21 protein-coding genes are annotated in these 22,897 nt (G+C 63.3%); 8 read left to right on the top strand and 13 right to left on the bottom strand.

Annotation, left to right across the window (positions count from 1 at the left end):
• The coding region (locus VFW93_RS02390; protein WP_329692390.1) for a DNA internalization-related competence protein ComEC/Rec2 at window positions 1-2,425 on the bottom strand (2,425 nt) is incomplete at its 3' end.
• A 139-nt stretch (window positions 2,426-2,564) separates the two neighbouring features.
• Between VFW93_RS02390 and VFW93_RS02385 the strand changes: the two genes are divergently transcribed.
• Complete coding sequence (locus VFW93_RS02385; RefSeq protein WP_329692389.1) at window positions 2,565-2,969, top strand: GFA family protein; 405 nt, start codon at window positions 2,565-2,567, stop codon at window positions 2,967-2,969.
• A 32-nt stretch (window positions 2,970-3,001) separates the two neighbouring features.
• On the opposite strand, the gene VFW93_RS02380 is transcribed toward VFW93_RS02385, so the two are convergent.
• The gene (locus VFW93_RS02380) at window positions 3,002-3,841 is read right to left on the bottom strand and encodes a CPBP family intramembrane glutamic endopeptidase (RefSeq protein WP_329692388.1); all 840 of its coding nucleotides are present in this window, start codon (window positions 3,839-3,841) and stop codon (window positions 3,002-3,004) included.
• Between the two features lie 128 nt (window positions 3,842-3,969).
• On the opposite strand from VFW93_RS02380, the gene VFW93_RS02375 reads away from it, so the two are divergent.
• From VFW93_RS02375 to gloA, 5 genes are all read left to right on the top strand, one after another.
• On the top strand, window positions 3,970-4,425 hold the full coding sequence (locus tag VFW93_RS02375) for a RidA family protein (protein WP_329692387.1): 456 nt from the start codon (window positions 3,970-3,972) through the stop codon (window positions 4,423-4,425).
• A gap of 13 nt (window positions 4,426-4,438) precedes the next feature.
• Window positions 4,439-4,927, top strand: a complete 489-nt coding sequence (locus VFW93_RS02370; protein ID WP_329692386.1) for a disulfide bond formation protein B — start codon at window positions 4,439-4,441, stop codon at window positions 4,925-4,927.
• Window positions 4,920-6,788 (top strand): chorismate-binding protein, encoded by a 1,869-nt coding sequence (locus VFW93_RS02365; protein ID WP_329692385.1) that lies wholly within the window; start codon window positions 4,920-4,922, stop codon window positions 6,786-6,788. The genes VFW93_RS02370 and VFW93_RS02365 overlap by 8 nt, the downstream gene beginning before the upstream one ends.
• A 157-nt stretch (window positions 6,789-6,945) precedes the next feature.
• A complete protein-coding gene (locus VFW93_RS02360) occupies window positions 6,946-7,512 on the top strand; it encodes a fasciclin domain-containing protein (protein WP_329692384.1) in 567 nt (188 codons plus the stop codon).
• Between the two features lie 118 nt (window positions 7,513-7,630).
• The gene (gloA, locus tag VFW93_RS02355; RefSeq protein ID WP_329692383.1) at window positions 7,631-8,047 is read left to right on the top strand and encodes a lactoylglutathione lyase; all 417 of its coding nucleotides are present in this window, start codon (window positions 7,631-7,633) and stop codon (window positions 8,045-8,047) included.
• A gap of 3 nt (window positions 8,048-8,050) precedes the next feature.
• Here gloA and VFW93_RS02350 read toward each other — a convergent pair whose 3' ends face one another.
• From VFW93_RS02350 to VFW93_RS02335, 4 genes are all read right to left on the bottom strand, one after another.
• Window positions 8,051-10,093 carry a methyl-accepting chemotaxis protein gene (locus tag VFW93_RS02350; RefSeq protein ID WP_329692382.1) on the bottom strand — a complete coding sequence of 681 codons (2,043 nt, stop codon included), beginning with the start codon at window positions 10,091-10,093 and terminating at the stop codon, window positions 8,051-8,053.
• Window positions 10,094-10,312: 219 nt separating this feature from the next.
• Window positions 10,313-11,413, bottom strand: coding sequence for a chorismate synthase (gene aroC, locus VFW93_RS02345; protein ID WP_329692381.1), 1,101 nt, complete (start codon window positions 11,411-11,413; stop codon window positions 10,313-10,315).
• 143 nt (window positions 11,414-11,556) lie between these two features.
• Window positions 11,557-12,027 (bottom strand): CBS domain-containing protein, encoded by a 471-nt coding sequence (locus VFW93_RS02340; RefSeq protein ID WP_329692380.1) that lies wholly within the window; start codon window positions 12,025-12,027, stop codon window positions 11,557-11,559.
• Between the two features lie 107 nt (window positions 12,028-12,134).
• Window positions 12,135-13,376, bottom strand: coding sequence for a YihY family inner membrane protein (locus tag VFW93_RS02335; RefSeq protein ID WP_329692379.1), 1,242 nt, complete (start codon window positions 13,374-13,376; stop codon window positions 12,135-12,137).
• A gap of 178 nt (window positions 13,377-13,554) precedes the next feature.
• Between VFW93_RS02335 and VFW93_RS02330 the strand changes: the two genes are divergently transcribed.
• Together VFW93_RS02330 and VFW93_RS02325 are read left to right on the top strand one after the other, a co-directional pair.
• Window positions 13,555-13,929 carry a DUF2069 domain-containing protein gene (locus VFW93_RS02330; RefSeq protein ID WP_329692392.1) on the top strand — a complete coding sequence of 125 codons (375 nt, stop codon included), beginning with the start codon at window positions 13,555-13,557 and terminating at the stop codon, window positions 13,927-13,929.
• The gene (locus tag VFW93_RS02325) at window positions 13,926-15,377 is read left to right on the top strand and encodes an FAD-binding oxidoreductase (RefSeq protein ID WP_329692378.1); all 1,452 of its coding nucleotides are present in this window, start codon (window positions 13,926-13,928) and stop codon (window positions 15,375-15,377) included. The genes VFW93_RS02330 and VFW93_RS02325 overlap by 4 nt, the downstream gene beginning before the upstream one ends.
• A gap of 7 nt (window positions 15,378-15,384) precedes the next feature.
• Here the strand turns inward: VFW93_RS02325 and VFW93_RS02320 are convergent, their stop codons facing one another.
• The 7 genes from VFW93_RS02320 to VFW93_RS02290 all read right to left on the bottom strand — a co-directional run.
• A complete protein-coding gene (locus VFW93_RS02320; protein WP_329692377.1) occupies window positions 15,385-16,836 on the bottom strand; it encodes an alkaline phosphatase PhoX in 1,452 nt (483 codons plus the stop codon).
• 143 nt (window positions 16,837-16,979) lie between these two features.
• Window positions 16,980-17,516, bottom strand: a complete 537-nt coding sequence (locus tag VFW93_RS02315) for a DUF1178 family protein (protein WP_329692376.1) — start codon at window positions 17,514-17,516, stop codon at window positions 16,980-16,982.
• A 30-nt stretch (window positions 17,517-17,546) separates the two neighbouring features.
• On the bottom strand, window positions 17,547-18,134 hold the full coding sequence (locus VFW93_RS02310) for an NUDIX hydrolase (protein WP_329692375.1): 588 nt from the start codon (window positions 18,132-18,134) through the stop codon (window positions 17,547-17,549).
• Entirely contained in the window at window positions 18,135-18,440 is a 306-nt protein-coding gene (locus tag VFW93_RS02305) for a DUF2818 family protein (protein ID WP_290676345.1), read from the bottom strand.
• 44 nt (window positions 18,441-18,484) lie between these two features.
• Window positions 18,485-19,963, bottom strand: coding sequence for an NADH-quinone oxidoreductase subunit NuoN (nuoN, locus tag VFW93_RS02300; protein WP_329692374.1), 1,479 nt, complete (start codon window positions 19,961-19,963; stop codon window positions 18,485-18,487).
• 22 nt (window positions 19,964-19,985) lie between these two features.
• Window positions 19,986-21,464 carry an NADH-quinone oxidoreductase subunit M gene (locus VFW93_RS02295; RefSeq protein WP_329692391.1) on the bottom strand — a complete coding sequence of 493 codons (1,479 nt, stop codon included), beginning with the start codon at window positions 21,462-21,464 and terminating at the stop codon, window positions 19,986-19,988.
• A gap of 25 nt (window positions 21,465-21,489) precedes the next feature.
• Window positions 21,490-22,897, bottom strand: a 1,408-nt coding sequence (locus tag VFW93_RS02290) for an NADH-quinone oxidoreductase subunit L (protein ID WP_329692373.1), incomplete at its 5' end; no start/stop codon positions are given.

Raw genomic sequence — 22,897 nt, 5'->3', positions numbered from 1 at the left:
TCAAGGCCATGGCCTCGTAGCGCGCCAGCACCGATGGGGAGGGGTGTCCATAGCGATTGCGCCGGCCCACCTGAATCACCACCTGTTGCGGACCGACTTCGCGCAAGAAGCCCGCGGTAGACGATGTCTGACTGCCATGGTGGCCCGCAATCAGCACGGTGCTGCGCAAGTGACTGGACTCCCGCACAAGCAGTTCAGCTTCCTGATCCGACTCGATGTCCCCGGTCAGCAAGGCACTGCGGCCCTCAGGACCAGGCACGCTGACCTTGAGCACACATGACATCGCATTCGGCGATAGGGCTGCCCTGCTCGCGTAGGCCTGCGGCACCGGATGCATCACCTCGAACCGCACGCCATCCCATTGCCATTGCTGGCCGGCCAGACAGGCCAGATGAGGCACGGGCGCCCCGTTGACACCTGACAGATGTCGCAAGGCGTGCGACTCGTCCAGCGAGCTCCGCATCTGGTCAACAGGCATCTGCCCGATGATGGCAGCTGCACCGCCCACGTGATCCGTATCCTGGTGGCTGATCATCAGGGTGTGCAGCCTGTTGACACCCATGGCGCGGAACAGGGGCAGCAAGGTGCGATCGCCCGCATTGAGTTGCTCGCCAATGCGGGGGCCCGTGTCAAACAACAGTTCGTGATGGGCGGTGCGCACGAGCACGGCCGTCCCCTGCCCGACATCGGCTGCCACAAGCGCAAAGCTGCCTGGCCGTGGTGCCGGCAACACATGCCACCCTTGCGGCAGGCAGACAAGCGGCAGCCCGAAAGGCAGCAAGCCCAGTCGCCAGCGCCAGTGCATGGGCAAAGCCAGCGCAGCACCCACCAGCACGCCGCCCAGGGCCACCCACCATGGCAGCAACGGGGCGCCCGCCATCGCAGGCCAGGCGTGGGCCAGTTCGGACAACAGGCTCATCAGCCACCGGATCATCCACGCCCCCATGTCCCAGAAAGGTGCCCAGATCGTGCCCAGCAAGGACAGCGGCGTGATGCCGATCGTGAACACCGGGATCGCGATCAAGTTGGCCAGCAGGCTGCTGATCGAGGCCTGTTGAAACACCACCAGGCTCAAAGGCATCAAGGCCAGGGTGATCAGAAACTGGATGCGCATGATGTTGAGGCTGCTGGACCAGCCATACCTGATCAAGGACGTCAGCCGCTCACGCCACAGCGCCACACCCGGCCCGTGCGCGGATGACGGCGAACCAGGCAAGACAGACTCGGTCATGCCGTGCGATAGCAAGACACCAACCGCCACATAGGACAACCAGAAACCCACCTGTCGGATGGCCCATGGATCCATGGCCGTCAGGCCCACGGCACTGCTCAACCAGACAAGCGGCCAGGGCCAGCGGCGGCCACTGGTGCGCAAGCAGCACACCAGCGCCATCATGTACACCGTGCGTTGCGCAGGGACACCCCACCCGGACGCCAGGGCATACAACCCACTGGCCACCACCGCCACCCACATGGCCACATCAGGTGCGGGCCACCTGTGCATGCCGCGGGGCCAGCGCGACCAGATACGTCGCACCAGCAAGGCAGCCATCCAGCCGAACATGGCGATGTGCGCGCCGCTGATGCTGACCAGATGCGCAATGCCAGTCTGGCGAAAGAGGCCCCAATCGTCGTGCTCGATGGCAGATTGATCGCCCACCGACAGCCCGGCCAGGATACCCGCCGCCCTTTGCTCGGGCACGTGCCGGAAGATCGCCGCGCGAACACGCTGCCGCCATCGGTCGATCACGCCTTGCCAGGGGCGCTCAGGCTGCGCATCCAGCCGGACGGCGGCCTGTCCCTTTTGACGCACGCTGCCCACGGCGCGCACGCCTCGCTCGAAAAAGGCCAGGGTGTTGTCATACCCACCAGGATTGGACAGACCATCAGGTGCATGCAGTTGCACAGTGACCTGCCATTGCTCACCTGCCATGGGCAGGACGCCATCCTTCAATGGCATGTGCAGGCTCAACCGAGAGGGCCATTGCCCCGTTCGGCCCATGGCGCCTGGCTCATCTCCCGCGGTGTCTGCGAGCCGCCACCTCAACACGCGCACATCCAGCAAGACACCCCCGGGCACCGGTTGAGGCAAGCCCTCCACTTGCACGATGGCCTGCAAGTCGCGCCCGGCCCAGGCATCGGGTAAGGCCTCCTGCAGGCGAACACCCGCACGCCAGCCCGTCACCGACCAGGCCAGCGCGAACACTGCGAGGGCGCCAACACACCGCCATGCCCAACGCACTCGTGACCTGCCCATCGGATGTGCGCCAGCGGGCCGACGCAGCGCCAACCAGCACCCCAACGCCAACGCCAACGACTGGCCCGCCACCACCGCACAGACCCACGAAGGCACCACGGTCTGCTCACCCGTTTGCCAGAACACGCCCAACAGCCACGCCACGGCCCAAGCCAAAGACACTGCCATTCCCTGCCACCTGTTTTTTTGTAGCCATCTGTATCAATGGCTGCGGGATTGTGTTGACCGCGTTCCAACGCTTCAAGACACCCTGACAGGTGATGAAAAACTAGGGATGGACGTCTGGCCGCACAATCAGCAGATGAACATGCACACAGGAAGCTGCCTGTGCGGAGGCATTCAATTCCGCATCCGGGGTGAACTTGCCCCCATCCAGATCTGCTACTGCGGCCAGTGCCGCAAGGCGCAGGGCACGGCGTTCGCCAGCAACACGCCGGTTCAATCGGCCCACTTCGAGCTCGTCTCGGGGCAGGATCTGATGCGGGCCTACGAAGCCACACCGGGCAAGCGCCGCTGGTTCTGTCAATGCTGCGGCTCGCCCATCTACAGTGAACGCGACAGCCTGCCGGGCGTGCTGCGCGTGCGCATGGGCACGGTCGACGAGCCCGTTTCGGCACGTCCGGCTTTTCACGCCTATCTGGATTCGCACTGCAGCTGGTGGGATGTGCCTGAAGACGGCCTGCCGCGCCATCCACAAGGACCTGCGCCCTGAGCCAGGTGGCTGCTGATGCACACCAGGCGCGATCAGGCTCGCGCCGGGTAGGTGAACAAGAGGAAATGCGTCGCGTTGAGGGCAAAGTGCGTGAGGATGGCGGCTTCGATGCGTCGTGTTCGTGCATAGGCCGTGGCATAGCCCAGCCCGGCCACACCGGCCAGCAAGGCAAACGGCCAGCCACCACCCAGGTGAACCGCACCAAACAGGACAGCAGACACGAGCCCGGGCAGGACGGCGCCCATGGGCGCGCTACGCCAGGCCTGCATCAATCGCTCCTGCAACAGGCCTCGAAAGAAGGCCTCTTCCGCCACGCAAGTGAACAGCAGGTTGACCGCCAGAAAGGCGGGAGCCTGAGGCGGCCATTTGGGATCCCAGTGCACCGCATGCGCGAACACACCCAGGCCCAGGACCACAGCCGTGCTCGCCAGCGCGATGGGCGCGGCTTGCCGCCACATCGCCCCCGCCTCGGCCCATGTGGTGCAGCGCCGGCAGACCCAGGCCAGCAAGCCCAGACCGGCCAGCGCCTTGTCCACGCTGGCGAACAAGGCGAACGCGGGTGCATCCGGGCTCAGGCGCACCGCCTCGAACACCGGCACCCGCTGGAACCAGGGGAAGGCATGCAAGGCCAGCGCCAGCGCCAACAGACCCAAGGCCGTGGTGACCCACCATGTTGAACGCTTGACATCGCTCGCCCGCCACCCCAGCCACATGAACACCGCCAAGGGGAGCAAGGCTGGCCAGCTCAGCACGCCCATCCACAAGCCAGCCAGCACGCTGGCCAGCAGGCAAAGGGCCCAGAGCGGCCAACGCCCAATGGGGGCTGGCCACCACACCGCCACGATGGCCAACGCCAAACCACTCAAAGTCACGCCCGTCTGCCCCACCCGTCTGCCACTTTCTGCATGCCCCTGCCACACCCGCCGTCAGACAGTCGGTGTAGCATTCCAGGCTCAAGCCGCCAAGGCGGCACAGACCGACATTTGAACCCACGCCGACCATGTCCATCGAACAACGCCTTCAAGACCTTGGCATCACCCTGCCGCCTGTGGCCGTGCCCGCCGCTGCCTACGTGCCCTTCGTGCGCACCGGCAACCTGGTCTTCCTGTCCGGCCACATCGCCAAGAAGGATGGCCAGGTCTGGGCTGGCCAGTTGGGCAAGACGATGGACACCGCCGAGGGCAAGCAGGCCGCACGCAGCGTCGCCATCGACCTGATGGGCACCCTGAGTGTGGCCGCCGGTGGCCTCGACAAGGTCGTGCGCATCGTCAAGGTCATGAGCCTGGTCAACAGCTCGCCTGACTTCACCGAACACCACCTGGTCACCAACGGCTGCTCCGAATTGCTGGGCGAAGTCTTTGGCGAGGCTGGCGTGCATGCGCGCAGCGCCTTCGGCGTGGCCCAGATCCCGCTGGGTGCCTGCGTCGAGATCGAGCTGATCGCTGAAGTTCGCTGAAGCGGGCCTCGATATGGTCAAGCTGTCCCCGCGCCTTGCCTTGGGCCTGTTGGGCCTGGCCTGCGGCGTATCCGTCGCGCTGGCCTTGCTGGCCCAGCACAAGTTCGGTATGGAGCCCTGCCCCTGGTGCATCCTCCAGCGCATGATCTTCATCGCGCTGGCCGTGCTGTGCCCGCTCGCAGCCGCCCTGCCCGGCGCTGCGCTGCGCCGTGGTTTGTCGGTGCTGGCGGTACCCTTGACGCTGGCCGGCATCGGGGCAGCGTTATGGCAACACTTCGTCGCCGCCAAGTCATCCTCGTGTGCGCTGACCTTGGCCGACAAGGTCATCTCCTTCTTCGGGGCCGACACGCGTTGGCCCAATGTCTTCGAGGTGCGCGCCTCCTGTGCGGATGCCGCCGCGAGCATCCTGGGTGTGCCCTTCGAGTTCTGGAGCCTGGCCTTGTTCGCCGTGGTGGGCATCGCCCTGATCTACAGCGCCGTCACCCCAGATCGCCGTGCTTGATCAAGACCCGAACCTGCCCACCGCGCTGCTGGATTTTCCGGGGCACGAGGGGCAGGATGGCCCCCGTCAACGCTGGCGTTTCGAGCGCCCCGTGCGCTGGCTGGTGGCCCACGATCCCTCGCAAGTAGCAGGGCTGCTGGATGCCGCCCATGAACATGCGCGCCAGGGCCAATGGTGCGTCGGCTGGGTGGCTTATGAAGCCGCACCGGGCCTTGACGCCCACCTGCCCGTCAAGGCCCTGCCGCCCGGCCAGCCCTATGCTGTGTGGGCCGTGTTTGACGAGGCTCAGCCCTGGCTGGGCGATGACATTGTGCCGGCCCGCACCGAATGGTCCGCGGGCCCCTGGCAAGCCGATCTGGATGACGACCCGGCGCAAAGGCGTGTCGAACAGATCCACGAGTTGATCCGTGCCGGCGAGGTCTATCAGGTCAACCTGACCACGCAGTTGCACGCCCCCTATCAAGGTGAACCCGCCTCGCTGTGGCCCTACTTCATGGCCCTGCGACGCAGCCAGCCACAAGGCTACGGCCTGATGCTGGATGCCCGCGCAGCCTGCCGCGCACCGGGTGCCGTGCTGAGCGTATCGCCCGAACTGTTCTTCGACTGGGATGGCCAGACACTGACCACGCGCCCCATGAAAGGCACGGCGGCCCGTGGCCTGGATGCGGCCTCCGATGCTGCGGCAGCCGATCACCTGCGCACCAGCGTCAAGGAGCGTGCCGAGAACCTGATGATCGTGGACCTGCTGCGCAATGACCTGTCTCGTGTAGCGGAAGTCGGTAGCGTCAAGGTGCCCTCGCTGTTTGATGTGCAGGCCCTGCCCACCGTGTGGCAGATGACCTCCACGGTCACGGCTCGCAGCAAGGCAGGCGTGAAGCTCAGCGACGTCTTCACGGCCTTGTTTCCGTGTGGTTCGGTTACCGGTGCGCCCAAACGCCAGGCCATGCACCACATCGCCCGGCTGGAGCGAACGGCACGCCGTGTGTACTGCGGTGCCGTGGGCCTGATGGCACCAGGCGGCCGCGTCACCTTCAACGTGCCCATCCGCACGGTGTGTGTGCACACGCCACCACCGCCCGCCCCCTGGTCGGCACACTGCGGCATCGGCAGCGGGGTCACGCTGGACGCGACGCCTGCCGGCGAAGTGGCAGAGTGGAAAGCCAAGCAGGCCTTTCTGACACGCGCTGACAGCCCCTTCCACCTGCTGGAGTCTCTGCGCATTGACCAGGGACGCATCGACCGCCTGGAGGCGCACATCCAGCGTCTGGCAGGCAGCGCCCGCCATTTCGGCTGGGCCTGGAACGACGCGCTGGCCTCACGCGTAAGGCAGGCATTGGTCGACCTTTGCCAGGCCCATCCGGCGGGGGTGCATCGCGTGCGCCTGTTGCTGTCCGTGGATGGCGAGGTGGACGCTCAGGCCAGCCCGCTCAGTGGCCCTGGCTCGGTCACCAAAAACAGCCCCGCACCTGACGATCAGGCCACCTTGACAGTACAGCTGGCGGACCGTGCCATGCCGCCCGCCGACGATTTCATCCGCCACAAGACCACCCGGCGCGCCATCTACGCCGCCTTCAAACCACCCGAGGGTGTGTTCGACACCCTGCTGTTCAACCAGGCCGGCGAGTTGACCGAGTTCACGATCGGCAACGTGGCACTCAAGCTGGATGGCCAGTGGTACACACCGCCCTTGTCCGTGGGCTTGCTGCCCGGCGTGATGCGCACCAGTCTGCTGGCCGAGGGCCTGCTGACCGAACGCACGCTGACCACGCTCGACCTGGAACGAGCCCAAGGCCTCGCCTTGCTCAACAGCGTACGCGGCTGGCTGCCCGTGTCCCTCACGCGCGCGACTGCGCACGACTAACTGAAAACGCCATACGGGCGCACCAAGACGCCCGTTTCCCCGGATGCAGACAGGGCCAATGTGCACACATTGCCCAAAAATTGCACAATAAATACCAATCAGTCACTTTTTATACCGATTGGTATTTCAACATTCCATGCCTCCAGGAGCCCAAGCCATGTTCAAGTTCATCCGCGTTCCCCGCCCCGCACTGCGCCGTTTGAGCAAGGCCGCCGCCGTGGCGACCGCACTCGTCGTGATGGCGCCCGCCCAGGCGAGCCTGACCAATATCAACGCCTTCCTGACCTGCCGCCATGCCCAGTTGACCGAATTCCCCGGCACCATCGTTGATGCAGCGATCGCCACGCCCCAACTCAGCACGCTGGTGTCACTGGTTGTGGCGGCAGACCTCACTGGCGCCCTGTCCGGCAAAGGCCCGCTGACCGTGTTCGCGCCCACCAACGATGCCTTCGCCAAGGTGCCTGCGCCTTTGCTGGACCTCATCGGCAGCGATCCCACATTGCTCACCAAGGTGCTGACCTACCACGTGACCACCCGCAACGCGGACCCGCGCCGCAGCCTGATCCCCAGCCAGGTGCCCAGTCTGCAAGGGCAGAACCTGTTCCTGGCGTTCGGGGCCGAGGGCGCCACCGTCAACCAGTCGGTCGCCAGTTGCAAGGGCGTCAAGACCACCAACGGCACGGTCTGGCTGATTGACAGCGTCTTGCTGCCACAATTCAAGTGATCGACCCCACTTGAGCAGCGACATGCCAGCAGCACGAGCGGGGTTTCCTGCCGTGCTGTGGGGCATGCCCACACCAACGCAGCACACTGTCGACATATCCACTCAAGCGAACACTTTCATGCGACTGCTGCACACCATGCTGCGCGTTGGCAACCTCCAGCGCTCGATCGACTTCTACACCCAGGTGCTGGGCATGACCCTGCTGCGCACCACGGATCGCCCGGAACAGCAGTACACCCTGGCCTTCCTGGGCTACGGTCGCAACCCGGAACACGCCGAGATCGAGCTGACCTACAACTACGGCGTCAGCGCGTACGAAATGGGCACTGCCTATGGCCACATTGCACTGGGCGTGCCCAGCGTGCAGGCCACGTGCGATGCGGCGCGTGCCAAGCTGGCCACGCTGGGCGGTGCGATCACGCGCGAGCCTGGCCCCATCAAGGGTGGCAGCACGGTGATCGCCTTCATCACCGATCCGGACGGCTACAAGATCGAGCTGATCGAACGCCCGGAACAGGCCTCCGAACTGAACTGAGCATCAAGCTCTCGAAGGCTCAGGCAGCCTGAACGCGGACACCGCGGTCATCAGCGACTGCGCCTGCAACTTCAGCGACTCAGACGCCGCTGCGGTCTCCTCGACCAAGGCGGCGTTTTCCTGCGTGACGCGGTCCAGATCCTGCACCGACTGCCCCACCAGCTCCACGCCCGCGCTTTGCTCGCGCGCCCCAACGGCGATCTCTGACAGCAGGCTGTTCATGCGCTGCGCATTCGCCAGGATATCTCCCATCGTGTGCCCGGCGGTCTCCACCACACGCGTTCCACTTTTGACGCGCGCCACACTGTCCGTGATGAGCGCCTTGATTTCGTGTGCTGCCGATGCACTGCGCTGCGCGAGCGCCCTGACCTCGCCTGCCACCACGGCAAAGCCACGACCTTGCTCACCCGCTCGCGCCGCCTCCACGGCCGCATTCAGCGCCAGGATGTTGGTCTGAAAAGCGATGCCATCAATCACGGAGATGATGTCGGCGATCTTGGTGGACGACTGGTGGATGTCCTGCATCGTGTGCACGACCTGCCCGATCACCTCGCCGCCCGTCTCGGCCACATCGGCATTGCCTCGCGCCAGCGAAGCCGCCTCGACGGCATGGTCGGCTGTCTGCCGCACCGTCACGGCGATCTCCTCCATGGATGAGGCCGACTCCTGCAGATTGGAGGCTGTGCGCTCCGTACGCGCCGACAGGTCGTTGGAGCCGGCCGCGATTTCACTGCTGGAATGCACGATGATTTCCGAGGCTTCCCTGACCTCGCTGACCACCCTGCGCAAGGCAGCCTGCATGTCGGCCAGGCTGCACATCAGGCTGGCGGCCTCATCACAACCCCATGGCCTTGGCCGTGTGGTCAGATCGCCTGCGGTCATGGCCACCAGATGCTGGCGTACCTCCTCCATCCCACCACGGGTCACGCGGTAAAAGCACAGCAAGAGATAGAAAGCCAGGGCCACGCACACGCTGGTCAGGCCATTGACCCACGCCCGCGTGCCACGCAGGCCGCCTTCTCGATCAGCGAGCATGGCGTCCAGCTCGCTCATGCCCTTGTGCGACAAGGCGTCCGCTTCGTCAATCGTTCGCGCACTGGCTTCCAGCAGGACCTGCGTATTGGGCGGCATCGGATGCCCTTGCACCAGCTCATCGGCCATCCGGACCAGGCTGGACGAGGCCAGCTTGACGCCATCGAGCGGCACGCGTGCCAACAAACCTGGCACCTCCTTGGCGGCCTTGCCCAAAGACACCTCCAGTTGCGCGACCCTGCGTGAGACCGCTTCGCTTTCGCGGTCAATGGCCACCAGATCCTGCGTGCTGGCGTGCCCGCTGCGAATCACGCGTTCAAGCAGACCACGCAAGCGACCTGCACACCAGATGAGGTCGGGCGAAGCGATGAGCGCTGCGTCCATCACGTAGTAACTGGCAAAAGCCGGATCCAGCGCCAGGTTGGACTTGTCCACCACCACGTCCAGCAAAGCGGCCTGGGCGGTCAAAGCCTCCTGCATGCCTTGTCTGGTCAGTGCACCCGCATCCTGGCCTGTGGGCACGGCCTGCATGGCTCGCAGCAGGGCATCGAACGCCGTACTGGCGCTCAAGGCGCGCCCATCAAGCTGATGGGCCTGGCGCAACTGCAGCCAGACCTGATCGCGCTGCTGGCGCGACACGGCCAGACGCTCGGCCACATCGGTGGGCTGGCGCTCCGTCCAACCCAGGGCTTCCTCACGCAGCAAGGCTGTACCCAGGCTGACCAGGGGCTGGGCATAGGCTACACCTTGACGCTCCGATTGAACGAAGTCCAGATCGGCCTGCTTGCTGATATTGAAGGACCAACCCAGCACCAGCAAGGGCACCAGAAACGCCAGCGACACGATGCTGGCCTTGGTCTGAAAACTCAATCGCCGAAAGAGGCGAACGCCAGGTGCCCAGATACCGTGGTACCTGAAAAAAGCCAGGAAGGCTTCAACTCCACCAGAAGATGCATGCCTGGAGCCTGTTTCCAGCAAGACATGCCCCGACCCTGATCCGAATATGGAACGCATGGTGACCCCTTTTAAGCTTGGTCAGGGGCTCAGGGGTAGAACCTGGTTCGCACGAACCCGCCCGACCAACAAACGTTGAACGTGCAGGCATTTCAGCAGGGATCAGCGCCAGCAAAGCGCCGATAAATTGGCCAATGACGCCAGACTATCTTGCACCCGAATCGGGCACGCACAGGCCTTGTGCGCAGCATATGCCAACCAACCCAATGCGGTGCAATTTCAGGGGCGTTGTGCCGCAATTCGGGGCGTTTCAACCACCACGTCACCGCATTGGGCGCGGTGACGCAAGGCGTGATCGATCAGCACCAGGGCCAGCATGGCTTCGGCGATCGGCGTGGCGCGGATGCCCACGCAGGGATCATGTCGACCGAATGTTTCCACCGTGGCGGGCTGACCATTGAGGTCGATGGACTGCCGTGGTGAACGGATCGAGCTGGTGGGCTTGATGGCGATGGCCACGCGGATGTCCTGGCCTGTGGAAATGCCACCGAGCACGCCACCGGCATGGTTGGAGGCAAAGCCATCGGGATAGAGCTCGTCGCCATGCACGGTACCGCGCTGGCTCACGCTCTCGAAGCCCGCACCGATCTCGACACCCTTGACGGCGTTGATGCCCATCATGGCGTAGGCGATGTCGGCGTCCAGCTTGTCAAACAGCGGCTCGCCCAGGCCCACGGGCACACCCGAGGCTTCGACGATCAGCTTGGCGCCACAGGAGTCGCCATCCTTGCGCAGCTCGTCCATATAGGCTTCCAGTGCCTCGATCTGGCTGACATTGGGTGCAAAGAAAGGGTTGTTGGGCACATGGTCCCAACCCTCGAAGGCGATGGGCATGGTGCCCAACTGCGTCATGCAGGCACGGATCTCGGTGCCGAACTGCTCGCGCAACCACTTCTTGGCCACGGCACCGGCGGCCACCATGGGCGCGGTCATGCGGGCAGAAGAGCGGCCACCACCGCGCGGATCGCGGATGCCGTACTTGTGCCAGTAGGTGTAGTCAGCGTGGCCCGGGCGGAACGTCTGCATGATGTTGCCGTAGTCCTTGCTGCGCTGGTCCGTGTTGCGGATCAACAGGGCAATGGGGGCGCCGGTGGTCTTGCCTTCGTAAACGCCGCTGAGGATCTCGACGGCATCGGGCTCGTTGCGCTGGGTCACGTGGCGCGAGGTACCGGGGCGACGGCGATCCAGATCGGGCTGAATGTCGGCCTCGGACAGCGTCATGCCCGGGGGGCAGCCGTCGATCACGCAACCGATGGCCGGGCCATGCGATTCGCCAAAGTTCGTCACGGTGAACAAGAGACCAAGGGTGCTGCCAGCCATAGCGCCAAAATTCTGTGTAGTCCAAAGCAGAAGCCGCTATTGTCCCCTATCGGCCAGCGCTTGATGCCATGACCGGGCGCCAGAATGCGAAACGCCCGGCAAAAACCGGGCGTTGACCACGTGAGGACCTGCTGGCTGCGCGCTCAGAGCAATGCGGGACGCTCGCGGGCGGCTTCTTCTTCCACCGGCCAGTCGCGGATATAGGCCTTGAGCATGCGGTTTTCGAAGTCCTGGCCATCCACCACGGCCTTGGCCACGTCGTAGAAAGAGATCACACCCATCAGGGTCTTTTGCGTCATGACGGGCATGTAGCGGGCATGGCGATTGAGCATCATGCGGCGCACTTCGTCGATCTCGGTCTCCGGGGTGCAGGTCAGCGGATGATCGTCCATCACGGCGCGCACGGTGAGCGAGCCGACCGAACCGCCGTTGCGGACGATGCCCTGAATCACTTCGCGGAATGTGAGCATCCCCACCAGATCGCCATGTTCCATCACCACCAGCGAGCCGATGTCGTGATCTGCCATGGTGGTGGTGGCTTCAGCCAGAGCTTGTTCCGGCTGGACGGTGAACAAGGTGCTGCCTTTGACTCGCAGGATATCGCTGACTTTCATGGTCTGTCTCCTCGATCGGTTGCACAAAATATGTAGGGACGCGCCTTTTCAATATAGACCGATCAGTGGGGTCTCGCCAAGGGGTTCCCCCTGATGAAATTGGCCTTTCACGCCAAAGCTTCCGACAAGCTCATGCTTTCCATGCCCGCCCTGGACCAGAAACCCTCCGTGAAGGCGTCCGGGCGCAGCAGCACCTCACCGACCAGCGGTGCCACCAGTGTCTTGTCCGGGTCACACAACAGCACGAAACGGCCGCCGTGTTCGGCCTGCGGTTCATCCAGCAAGCCCACCCAGTCCAGGCCTTGCAGGGTCTCCAGCAAAGGCTCGATCTGCAGCGGATCCGTGCGCAGGCGATGTGCGAGTTGCTCGCCGGTCAGGCCGCGGTGTGGCGCATGCTGCTCGGCCGCCAGCGCACGCAACAGCGCCAGCGCCAGTGCAAAACGATGGCCGGGCGTGTCTGGCCAGCGCTTGACCTGGGACAACAGGCTGGGCGTATAGGCCGTGATCACGGCACCCAGCAAAATGATCAGCCAGCTCACGTAGATCCAGATGAGAAAGAGCGGCACGGCGGCAAACGCGCCATAGATCGTGGAGTAGACCGGGGCCTTGGACAGGTAGATGGCCAGGCCCTTCTGTCCCAACTCCAGGCCGACGGAAGCGAAGATCCCGCCGCCCCAGGCATGCTCCCAGCGCACAAAGGTGTTGGGCACAAACTTGTAGAGCGCGGCAAAGCCGGCTGTCTGCAGCATGAACACGATGAAGGCCAGCAGAAAACTGACGCCACCAGGCAACTCGTCCACCAGGCCGCCGGATGCAGACAGGAGGTAGGACGTCAAGGACAGGCTGGCCCCCACCAGAAACGGGCCCAGGGTCAAGGCAGCCCAGTACACCAGCACACGCTGGGCAATCGGGCGCACGGTGCGAACCCGCCAGATGCCGTTGAGGGTGTGGTCAATGGTCAACATCAGCATCATGGCCGTCACGCCCAGGGCCACCAGCCCCAGGCCGCCCATCTGGCTCGCCTTGGTCGCGAACTTGGTCAAGGACAGCAACACCGGCTTGGCAATGGCATCGGGGACCATGCCCGTCAGCACCTGCTGCTCCAGCACCTTGCGAAAGCGCGCAAACACCGGGAAGGCGCTGAACAAGGCCAGCATCACCGTGAACAGGGGCACCAGCGCGATCGTGGTCGTGAAAGTCAGGCTGCCGGCCGTCACACCCAGGTGATCTTCCCGAAAGCGAGCCCGCATGGTTTGATAGGTCTGCGCCCAGGGCCACTGCTGCAGGGTGCTCACCAGCAGCGTCCAGCGTTCGCGGGCATTTGCCCAGAAAGTCCAATTCGACGTCATGCTGGCTATGATGCCAGCCATGCGCCACTGAGCCGTCCGGTTCAGCCCGCGTTGTGAAATTTTCCAGATGACCACGCCCTCCTCCACACCCTCCCCCTCCTCATCGGACGAACTGCCCGTCGATCCTGATGCCTTTGTTGGCCATCACCCCACCGAGCGCCTGGCCCGCATCGATCGCATGCGTTTGCTCAATGTCGCCTTGCTGCTGTCGCTCATCGGCCTGGGCCTGGCCTGGGAGTTGTGGCTGGCACCACTCAAAGGCGGCAGCGGCGCGCTGGCCATCAAGGTCCTGCCCTTGACGCTGGCGATCGCCGGCATGCTCAAACACAGGCTCTACACCTACCGCTGGGTATCCCTGCTGGTGTGGCTGTACTTCACCGAAGGCGCCATGCGCGCCACCAGCGACACAGGCATCTCGCAAGCCCTGGCTGGCATCGAGGTCACGCTCAGTGCCGCGCTGTTCACGGCGTGCGCGGTCTACATCCGCCTGCGCCTGCGTGTGCTGCCGCCGAAGAAAAAAGGCGCGACAGGCCAGGATGCGCCGCAGCCATGAGTACCTTGCTGGACGCGCTGCGCGACTTGCTGGGCCAGGCACAGGTGCTGACCCCGCAAGGTGCCAATGACGCCGAGTTCAGCCGCTATCAGACAGACTGGCGTGGCCGCTATCAGGGCCATGCACTGGCCATCGTCCGGCCAGCCGATGTGGATGAAGTGGCCGCCGTCGTCAGGCTGTGCGTGCAGCATGGCGTCAGCATCGTGCCGCAAGGCGGCAACACGGGTCTCGTTGGCGGCGGTGTGCCCGATGGCAGCGGCCAGCAGATCGTGCTGAGCCTGCAGCGGCTGCGACAGCTTCGCGAGGTAGACCCTGCCAATCTCTCCTTGACGGCAGAAGCGGGCTGCCTGCTCACAGACGTGCAGCAAGCTGCGGCCCAAGCCGGGCTGCTCTTCCCCCTGAGCCTCGCATCCGAAGGGAGTTGCACCATCGGTGGCAACCTGGCGACCAATGCCGGCGGCACACAGGTGCTGCGCTACGGTACCGCGCGTGAACTCTGCCTGGGCCTGGAGATTGTCACGGCCCAGGGCGAGATCTGGCACGGCCTCAAGGGCCTGCGCAAGGACAACTCCGGCTACGCCTTGCGTGATCTGATGATCGGCAGCGAAGGCACATTGGGCATCATCACGGCGGCCACCCTGAGGCTCTACCCACAGCCCAAGGGCCAGACCACGGCCTTGCTGGCATGTGCCAGCTTGTCGGATGCCATCAGGCTCCTGGAAGCGGCCCGAGCCGATCTGGATGCGGGCCTGACGGCCTGTGAAGTGATGGGGCGACTGCCTCTGCAACTGGTGCAACGCCATCAACCGGATGCCGCCAAGGTACTGCTCGGCTTGCAGCCCCTCCCCGGCGACACCACGCCAGCGGCCTGGACGGTGCTGCTTGAAAACGCCAGCAACGAATCGGACGAGCATGCGCAACAACGCATGCAGGCCGTGCTGCAAATGGCCATGGATTCAGGTCTGGCACAAATGGCCACGCTGGCCTTCAACCAGACGCAGCAACAAGCCATGTGGCAACTCAGAGAGACCGTCCCTTTGGCGGAACGCACGGAAGGCCTGATGGTCAAGCACGACATCGGCGTCCCGACCTCGGCCATCCCCGACTTCGTGCACAACGCTGGCCAGGCCATCCTGGCGCGCTGGCCACAAGCCCGCATCGTCTGTTTTGGCCATCTGGGCGATGGCAACCTGCACTACAACGTGCAGCCACCTCTTGGTCAGGGTCAGGGCGCGGGCTTGGCCGCGTTCGAATCCGAGGTCAACGAGCTGGTCTTTGACGAAGTCATGCGCCACGGCGGCACGCTGTCGGCCGAACACGGCGTTGGGCGTCTGCGCGTTGATGAAATGGGCCGCCGCCAATCGGTAACGGCCCTGGCCATGATGAAGGCCATCAAGCGCGCGCTCGACCCGGGCAATGTGCTCAACCCGGGTCGCGTGCTGCCCTGAGCAAGACTCAGGCGCGCTTGTTGCGGCGCGACACCACGCCAGCCAGCAGCAGGCCAACCAGCGCCAGGCCATACGACTCAGGCTCGGGCACCGCAGCGATTTCGATCAGGCGGTCGTTGCCGCTGCTGGGGTGCTGGATATTCACATAGGCCACGTTCGGGTTGGTCTTGCTGAAGTACAGGCCCGTGAACTCGGATCCCTGCGTGCCGTTCGAAGCCCAGCGAGCCAGACCTTCGCCGGGATCATTGAGGTCGCCGTCCTTGTTGAGGTCCTTGGCGAACCAGATGTCGTCGTCCACACCGCCATCACGGTCTTCGATGATGTAGATGTTGCCATCGGCATCAATGGCCAGGTTGTCAGCGTTGCGCAGGCCACCACCCACTGCCACACCCGTCGCCAGGTCGATGGTGTTGGCATCGGCAAACAGCTCGACTTCACCGGTCAGCACATTGAAGTGGTAGACGCGGCTGCGACCATCGGTCGTGTTGCCATTGTTGTCCGAGTCGGTGGTGGTGAAGTAGACCAGCTCCGTGCCATTGGCCAGGGTCTGCACCTCCAGATCCTCGGGGCGGTTGTAGCCCGTGCCCAGGATGCTGCTGTGGTCAGCCGTGACGCGACCGTCAATCGTGCCATCGGCCAGCACGGTGGACACGCCGGCAATGGCCGCACCGTTGGCCTGGGTGATCGCTACCCAGCTTGCCGCGCCCGTGATGGCCGGGCCGTTGTTACCCTCAAACTGCCCGCCGGCCCCCACGCGCAACACGAAGGTCTGGCCAGAGGCAAAGTAGTCGTTGCCATTGGTGGCCAGTGGATTGGCCGAAACGTACTTGTAGATGGAGCCACCATTGAGCTCGTCGACAAAGTACAGGTTGTTGCTCTTGTCGAAAGCCAGGCCTTCGTGAGAAACGCGGGGCAGGATGCTGCGCTGAATCAGACTGCCGCCATTGGCTGCGGCCGTGGTGGCGTTCGTCACCTCGAACAGACGGCCCTTGGTGCTGCCCGTTCCCCAGGATTCTTCACCTGTCAGGTAGCTGCCCCAGGGCGTCCAGCGAGACGCATCGCCGGACACGAAACCGCTGGTGCCGGGCGCCACGATGGTCGTCGTACGGGTCGCATAGTTGTTGTCCCACAGGTCAACACGTTGAACACCACCCGAGCCCGTTTCGAAGGGCATGAACAGATAGCGACCAGCCTGCGGACCAGTCTCGTTGGCCGTGATCATGTCCCAGCTGCCCGAATTGGAGCCTGATACCAGCGCATTCTGAGTGGCGCGATCGGCGATCGTTTTTTGCGTCCAGGCTGAATTACCGAGGGTGATCGGGGTGGCCTCACCTGCACCATTGACAGGTATGGGACCGGCGGAAGAGCTCAGGGGGGTGAAATTCCCAAAGTCGGTGGCAGCCATGGCCGAGGACGCCGACACCAGCAAGGTGGCTGCAGCAATGATCGAATACTTCATGAAAGACTCCATTGGTTGTCGCCGTCCAGGACAAGGGGACGGTCCCAACGAAGTTAGCGGCTCAGGCTTTCAATACCGTGAACTGACTGGGCGCTTCTTGTGAGCCAAATGGCGCGACTCCAAGAACATTCACGCGGCAAGGACTACTGCAAGGGTCCCTTGAGTGCATCCGGCAGAGGCATGGACAGGATGTCGATCCCCTCCTCTGCCAGTTCAGCCCGCTCCTCAGGCGTGGCCTGGCCCCGTATGGCGCGCTCCGGCGCGTCGCCATGGTGGATGCTGCGCACCTCTTCGACGAAGCGCTCGCCCACATCTTCCGTGTTCTCGACCACATGACGCACGGCCTTGAGGTAAAGCGCCTGCAAGGCAGCCATGGCCTCCTGCGCCTCGGCTGGCAGGCTGTCGTGTACGGGCCGAGCACTGCCTGCCGAGGCCACAGCGCCAGTCGATGGCACGGATGATGAGGCAGCTTGTGATGTGCCGCGAAACGGGGTCGGCACCCGCTCCTTCAACCCCGATGTATTGAGATGCGGTGCAGATGGGCGGCGCGTCACATCGTGATCGCCACAAACCGGGCAGGTCAACAGCCCGCGCTCCTTCTGGGAAGACAGGTCATCCGCGGAGGCAAACCAGCCTTCGAAGTGATGCCCGTGCGCGCAATGAAGGTCAACCACCAGCATGATGCAATCGCTCTGATCTGAATCGGCAGCTCAGACCGTCACCCACTCAAGAGGCCACAGGCCAGCGCGGTACTTCGACAGCCACATCATGCCCACGATGGTCTTCACATCTGTGAGCTGCCCGTCCCGCATCCAGTTCTCCAGCTCTTCCAGACTGGCCTGGAACACGTCCAGGAACTCGCCCTCATCCAGATGGCGCTCTCCCAGGGTCAACTCGTCTGCAAACCAGATCTCGATGATCTCGGTGGCATAACCGATCACCGGATGCATGATGCCGGCCTTGGCCCAACGGCGCGCCTTGTAGCCGGTCTCTTCCCACAACTCACGCTGTGCACAGGCCAGACCACCTTCCCCGGCGTCCAGCTTGCCGGCAGGAAACTCGATCATGGTCTGCCCGACCGGATAGCGGAATTGGCGCTCCATGACCAGTTGACCATCAGGCAGCATGGCCACGATCATCACGGCACCTGGATGCACCACGTACTCGCGGGCAGCTTCCCGACCATCGGGCAGTTGCACGCGGTCACGACGCAATTCAAGGAAGTGGCCCTTGTAGACCGTGTTGGACTCGATGGTCTCTTCACGCAAGTGGGCGTCAGGCAGATCGGATTGGGACATTCAACGCTTGCGCAGATAGCGCCACACAAAGCCGGGGAAAGACAGCGTCAGGAAGACACACAACCACACTGCCACGAACTCCCAGCGCATGGGGCTTACCTGGCCCAGATGCCCCTCGATGGCCCGCCCCAGGGCCGCCACGGCAAAGGCATAGGCCAGCAACTCAAGCAGGCGCCAGCCCACCGGCTTCGCATCCCTGCGTGGCCCCATCACGAACAGACGCTCGTTCACAAAAGGCAAATTGGCCGCGATCACCGCGGCCAGAAGCACCACACTGACAGCCCAGACGGGCACCAGGCCCGTCATGAGCAGGATCTTTCAATCAAGGAAGATCGGCGTGCCATATCAGGTCAGCCAGCCAGGGACTGGGTGATGGCCTTGGCACACAAGGTCATCAAGCCGCTGGGCAGGATGCCCAATGCCAGCACGACCAGCGCATTGACCGACAGCAGCACGCGTGCGCCGCCTTCGGCGACAGGCGCGTTGTCAGACGGTTCATCAAAGTACATGACCTTGACGATGCGCAGGTAGTAGAAGGCACCGACCAGCGACAGCATCACCGCCACGATCGAGATCTGCAGCAGCAAAGGCGAGTTCGTGGTGATCAGGGCTTGCAGCACGGCCAGCTTGGCATAGAAGCCAACGGTCGGCGGGATACCAGCCAGCGAGAACATGAACACGGCCATCACGCCAGCCAGCACGGGGCTGCGCTTGTTCAAACCTGCCAGGTCGGCGATCTGTTCGGACTCGAAGCCAGGGCGCGACAGCACCATGATCAGGCCGAAGGTACCCATGGTGGTCAGCACATAGGTCAGCACGTAGAACAGCGACGAGCCGTAGCCATTGCCAGCCGACACGGTGTTGCCCGCCACGATGCTGGGTACGAAACCCAGCAGCATGAAGCCCAATTGCGCGATACCGGAGTAAGCCAGCATGCGCTTGAGGTTGGTCTGCGCAATGGCGGCCAGGTTACCGACGGTCATGGACAGCACCGCCAGGATCATCAGCATCTGCTGCCAGTCGGTGGCCGTGTTGATCAGACCCTCCACCAGCAGGCGCACGGTGATGGCAAACGCAGCCAGCTTGGGCGCACCGGCGACCATCAGCGTCACGGCAGTAGGCGCGCCCTGATAGACGTCAGGCACCCACATGTGGAAAGGCACCACGCCCAGCTTGAATGCCAGACCGGCCACGATGAAGACCAGACCGAAAGCCAGCACCTGCTTGTTCATGTCGCCGGCCAGCGTGGCCTTGTAGACCTCAGCCAGGTCCAGCGAACCGGTTGCACCGTACATCATGGACATGCCATACAGCAGGAAGCCCGAAGCCAGCGCACCCAGTACGAAGTACTTCATGGCCGCTTCAGTTGCCTGCACGTTGTCACGACGCACCGCCACCAGGGCATACAGCGACAGCGACATCAACTCCAGGCCCAGGTAGATGCTCAGGAAGTTGTTGCCGATGATCATGATCGAGATACCCAGCAACGCGAACATGCTCAGCGTGAACAGTTCGCCCTTGAGCATCTCGCGGTCAGCCGCGTAAGTCTGGGCATACACCAGCGAGCCCATGACGGCCAGCGTGGCGCACAGGGACAGCAGATGACCCATGGCATCGGTGACCACCATCCTTTGCATGGCATACACGGAGGTGCCGTTGTCCAGCGCCGTCAGATGCAGACCCGCCACGACCGCCAGCGAAGCCAGCGTCAGCAGATAGGTGGTTGTGCGTTTCGGGCAAGTGACAAACAGATCAACCAGGGAGACCAGACAGGCCATTCCCAGCAGCACGATCTCGGGCGTCACTGCGCACCAGTTCAAATCAGTCATATCGATCGGCCTTCAGTTCATCTTATTTCAACTTGCTCACGGACACGTGCTGAATCAGCTCGGTCACGGACACATGCATCGCATCGGTGAAAGGCTTGGGCTGGATACCCATCCACAGCACCGCTGCCGCCAGAATGGCCAGCATCAGGAATTCGCGGGCGTTGATGTCAGTCAACTCGCGCACATGGTCGTTGGTCACGTCGCCGAAGTACACGCGCTTGTACATCCACAGGGTGTAGGCGGCACCAAAGATCAGGGCCGTGGCAGCCAGCGCACCAATCACGAAGTTGTACTGCACCGCACCCAGGATCACCATCCACTCACCCACGAAGCCGGCGGTACCCGGCAGGCCGCAGTTGGCCATCGAGAACAGCAGCGCGAAGGCAGCGAACTTGGGCATGGTGTTGACCACACCGCCGTAGCTGGCGATTTCACGCGAGTGAACACGGTCATACAGCACACCGATGCTCAGGAACATCGCACCCGACACGAAACCGTGGGCAATCATCTGCACGATGCCGCCGGCAATACCCAGCTCGTTGAAGATGAAGAAGCCCAGAGTAACGAAACCCATGTGGGCGATGGACGAATACGCCACCAGCTTCTTCATGTCCTGCTGAACCATGGCCACCAGACCAATGTAGATGACACCGATCAGCGACAGGGTGATCACCACAGGCGCGAACTCGTGCGATGCATCCGGCACGATGGGCAGCATGAAACGCAGGAAGCCGTAGCAACCCAGTTTCAGCATGATCGCGGCCAGCACGACGGAACCACCGGTAGGCGCTTCCACGTGGGCATCAGGCAACCATGTGTGCACAGGCCACATCGGGACCTTCACGGCGAAGGCCGCGAAGAACGCACCGAACAGCAAGGCTTGCGGCGTGGCGGGCAGCGGCAGCTTCTGCCAGGTCAGGATGTCGAACGAGCCACCCGACTTGTAGTACAGGTAAACCAGCGCCACCAGCATCAGCAACGAGCCCAGCAGCGTGTACAGGAAGAACTTGAACGCGGCGTACACACGGCGCGGACCACCCCAGATACCGATGATGATGTACATCGGGATCAGGGTTGCTTCGAAGAACACGTAGAACAGCATGCCGTCCAGCGCGGAGAACACACCCACCATCAGACCCGACAGGATCAGGAAGGCACCGTAGTACTGGTGCGGGCGGTCTTCGATCACCTCCCAACCGGCGATCACCACGATGATGGTGATGAAGGCGGTCAGCGGCACGAACCACATCGAAATGCCGTCCACACCCAGGTGATAGAAGATGTTGAAGCGCTCGATCCAGGAGGCGTTCTCGACGAACTGCATGGCAGCGGTGCTGCCGTCGAATTGCGTCATGACGGGAATGGTGACCAGGAACCCGATCACCGCGCCGATCAGCGCAATCCAGCGGGTCACGCCGGCATTTTCCTGACGGCCAACGGCCAGCAGCAGGATCCCGAATGCCACCGGAATCCAGATGGCCAGAGAAAGGAGGTTAGACATAGTTTGCATGAACCGGTCCTCGCGCTCAGTGGTGCATGAACACGAACCATGTCATGAGGGCGAACACCCCCAGGATCATGACCAGCGCGTAGTGATAGAGGTAACCCGTCTGGAACAGGCGCACCAGCGAACCAATCAGGCCCACCAGCTTGGCCGAACCATTGACGAGCAGCCCGTCAATGATGCCGACATCACCCACCTTCCACAGCCCACGGCCCAGCAGGCGTGCGCCAGCGGCCAGCACGTTCTCGTTGAACCAGTCCAGGAAGTACTTGTTCTCGCCGATCACGATCAGCGGACGCAGTACCTTGGCGAACATCGCAGGGATCTGCGGTGCGACGATGTAGAACACGAAGGCGGTCACGACACCGGCGAGCGCCAGGAAGAACGGCAGCGTGGTGAAACCATGCAGGGCCATTTCAGCCGCACCGTGGAACTCGTGCGCCAGCTCTTCCATCGCAGGGTGAGCCTCCAGGTTGATCTTGATGGCGCTTTGCAGGAAGTCACCGAACAGCTCGGGCTGGATGGTGAAGTAACCGATCAGGGCAGAAGGGATCGCCAACAGGATCAGCGGCAGCGTCACCACCCAAGGCGACTCGTGCGGTGTATGGGCGTGCCCATGACCGTGGTCGTCTTCATCGTGGTGATCATGCTCGCCAGGGAACGGCTTGTGATGGAAATTTTCCTTGCCATGGAAGACCAGGAAGTACATCCGGAAGCTGTAGAACGCGGTCACGAACACACCCACGATCACGGCGAAGTACGCAAAACCCGCTGCAGGCAGATGGCTGGCGTGCACGGCCTCGATGATCGAATCCTTCGAGTAGAAGCCCGAGAAGAAAGGTGTACCGATCAGAGCCAGAGAGCCGATCAGCGACGTGATCCAGGTGATCTTCATGTACTTCCACAGGCCACCCATGTTGCGGATGTCCTGATCGTGGTGCATGCCGATGATGACCGAGCCTGCGCCAAGGAACAGCAAGGCCTTGAAGAAGGCGTGCGTCATCAGGTGGAACACGGCCACGTTGTAGGCCGACACACCCAGCGCCACGGTCATGTAACCCAGCTGCGACAGCGTGGAGTAAGCCACCACACGCTTGATGTCGTTCTGGATGATGCCCAGGAAGCCCATGAACAGCGCCGTGATGGAGCCGATCACCAGGATGAAGTTCAGCGCGGTGTCAGACAGCTCGAACAGCGGCGACATGCGGGTCACCATGAAGATGCCAGCCGTCACCATGGTGGCGGCGTGGATCAGCGCGGAGATCGGTGTGGGGCCTTCCATCGAATCGGGCAGCCACACGTGCAGCGGGAACTGGGCCGATTTGCCCATGGCGCCGATGAACAGGCCAATGCAAATCACGGTCAGCAGCATCCATTCGCTGCCCGGCAGCAAATGCAACTGAATTTCGGTGAGCGCCTGCGCTTTGGCA

This window comes from Aquabacterium sp. (assembly GCF_036279675.1).
GTDB lineage: Bacteria > Pseudomonadota > Gammaproteobacteria > Burkholderiales > Burkholderiaceae_C > Aquabacterium.
Note: the sequence above shows the minus strand (reverse complement) of the source record. Positions and strands in the feature narration are given on the sequence as shown.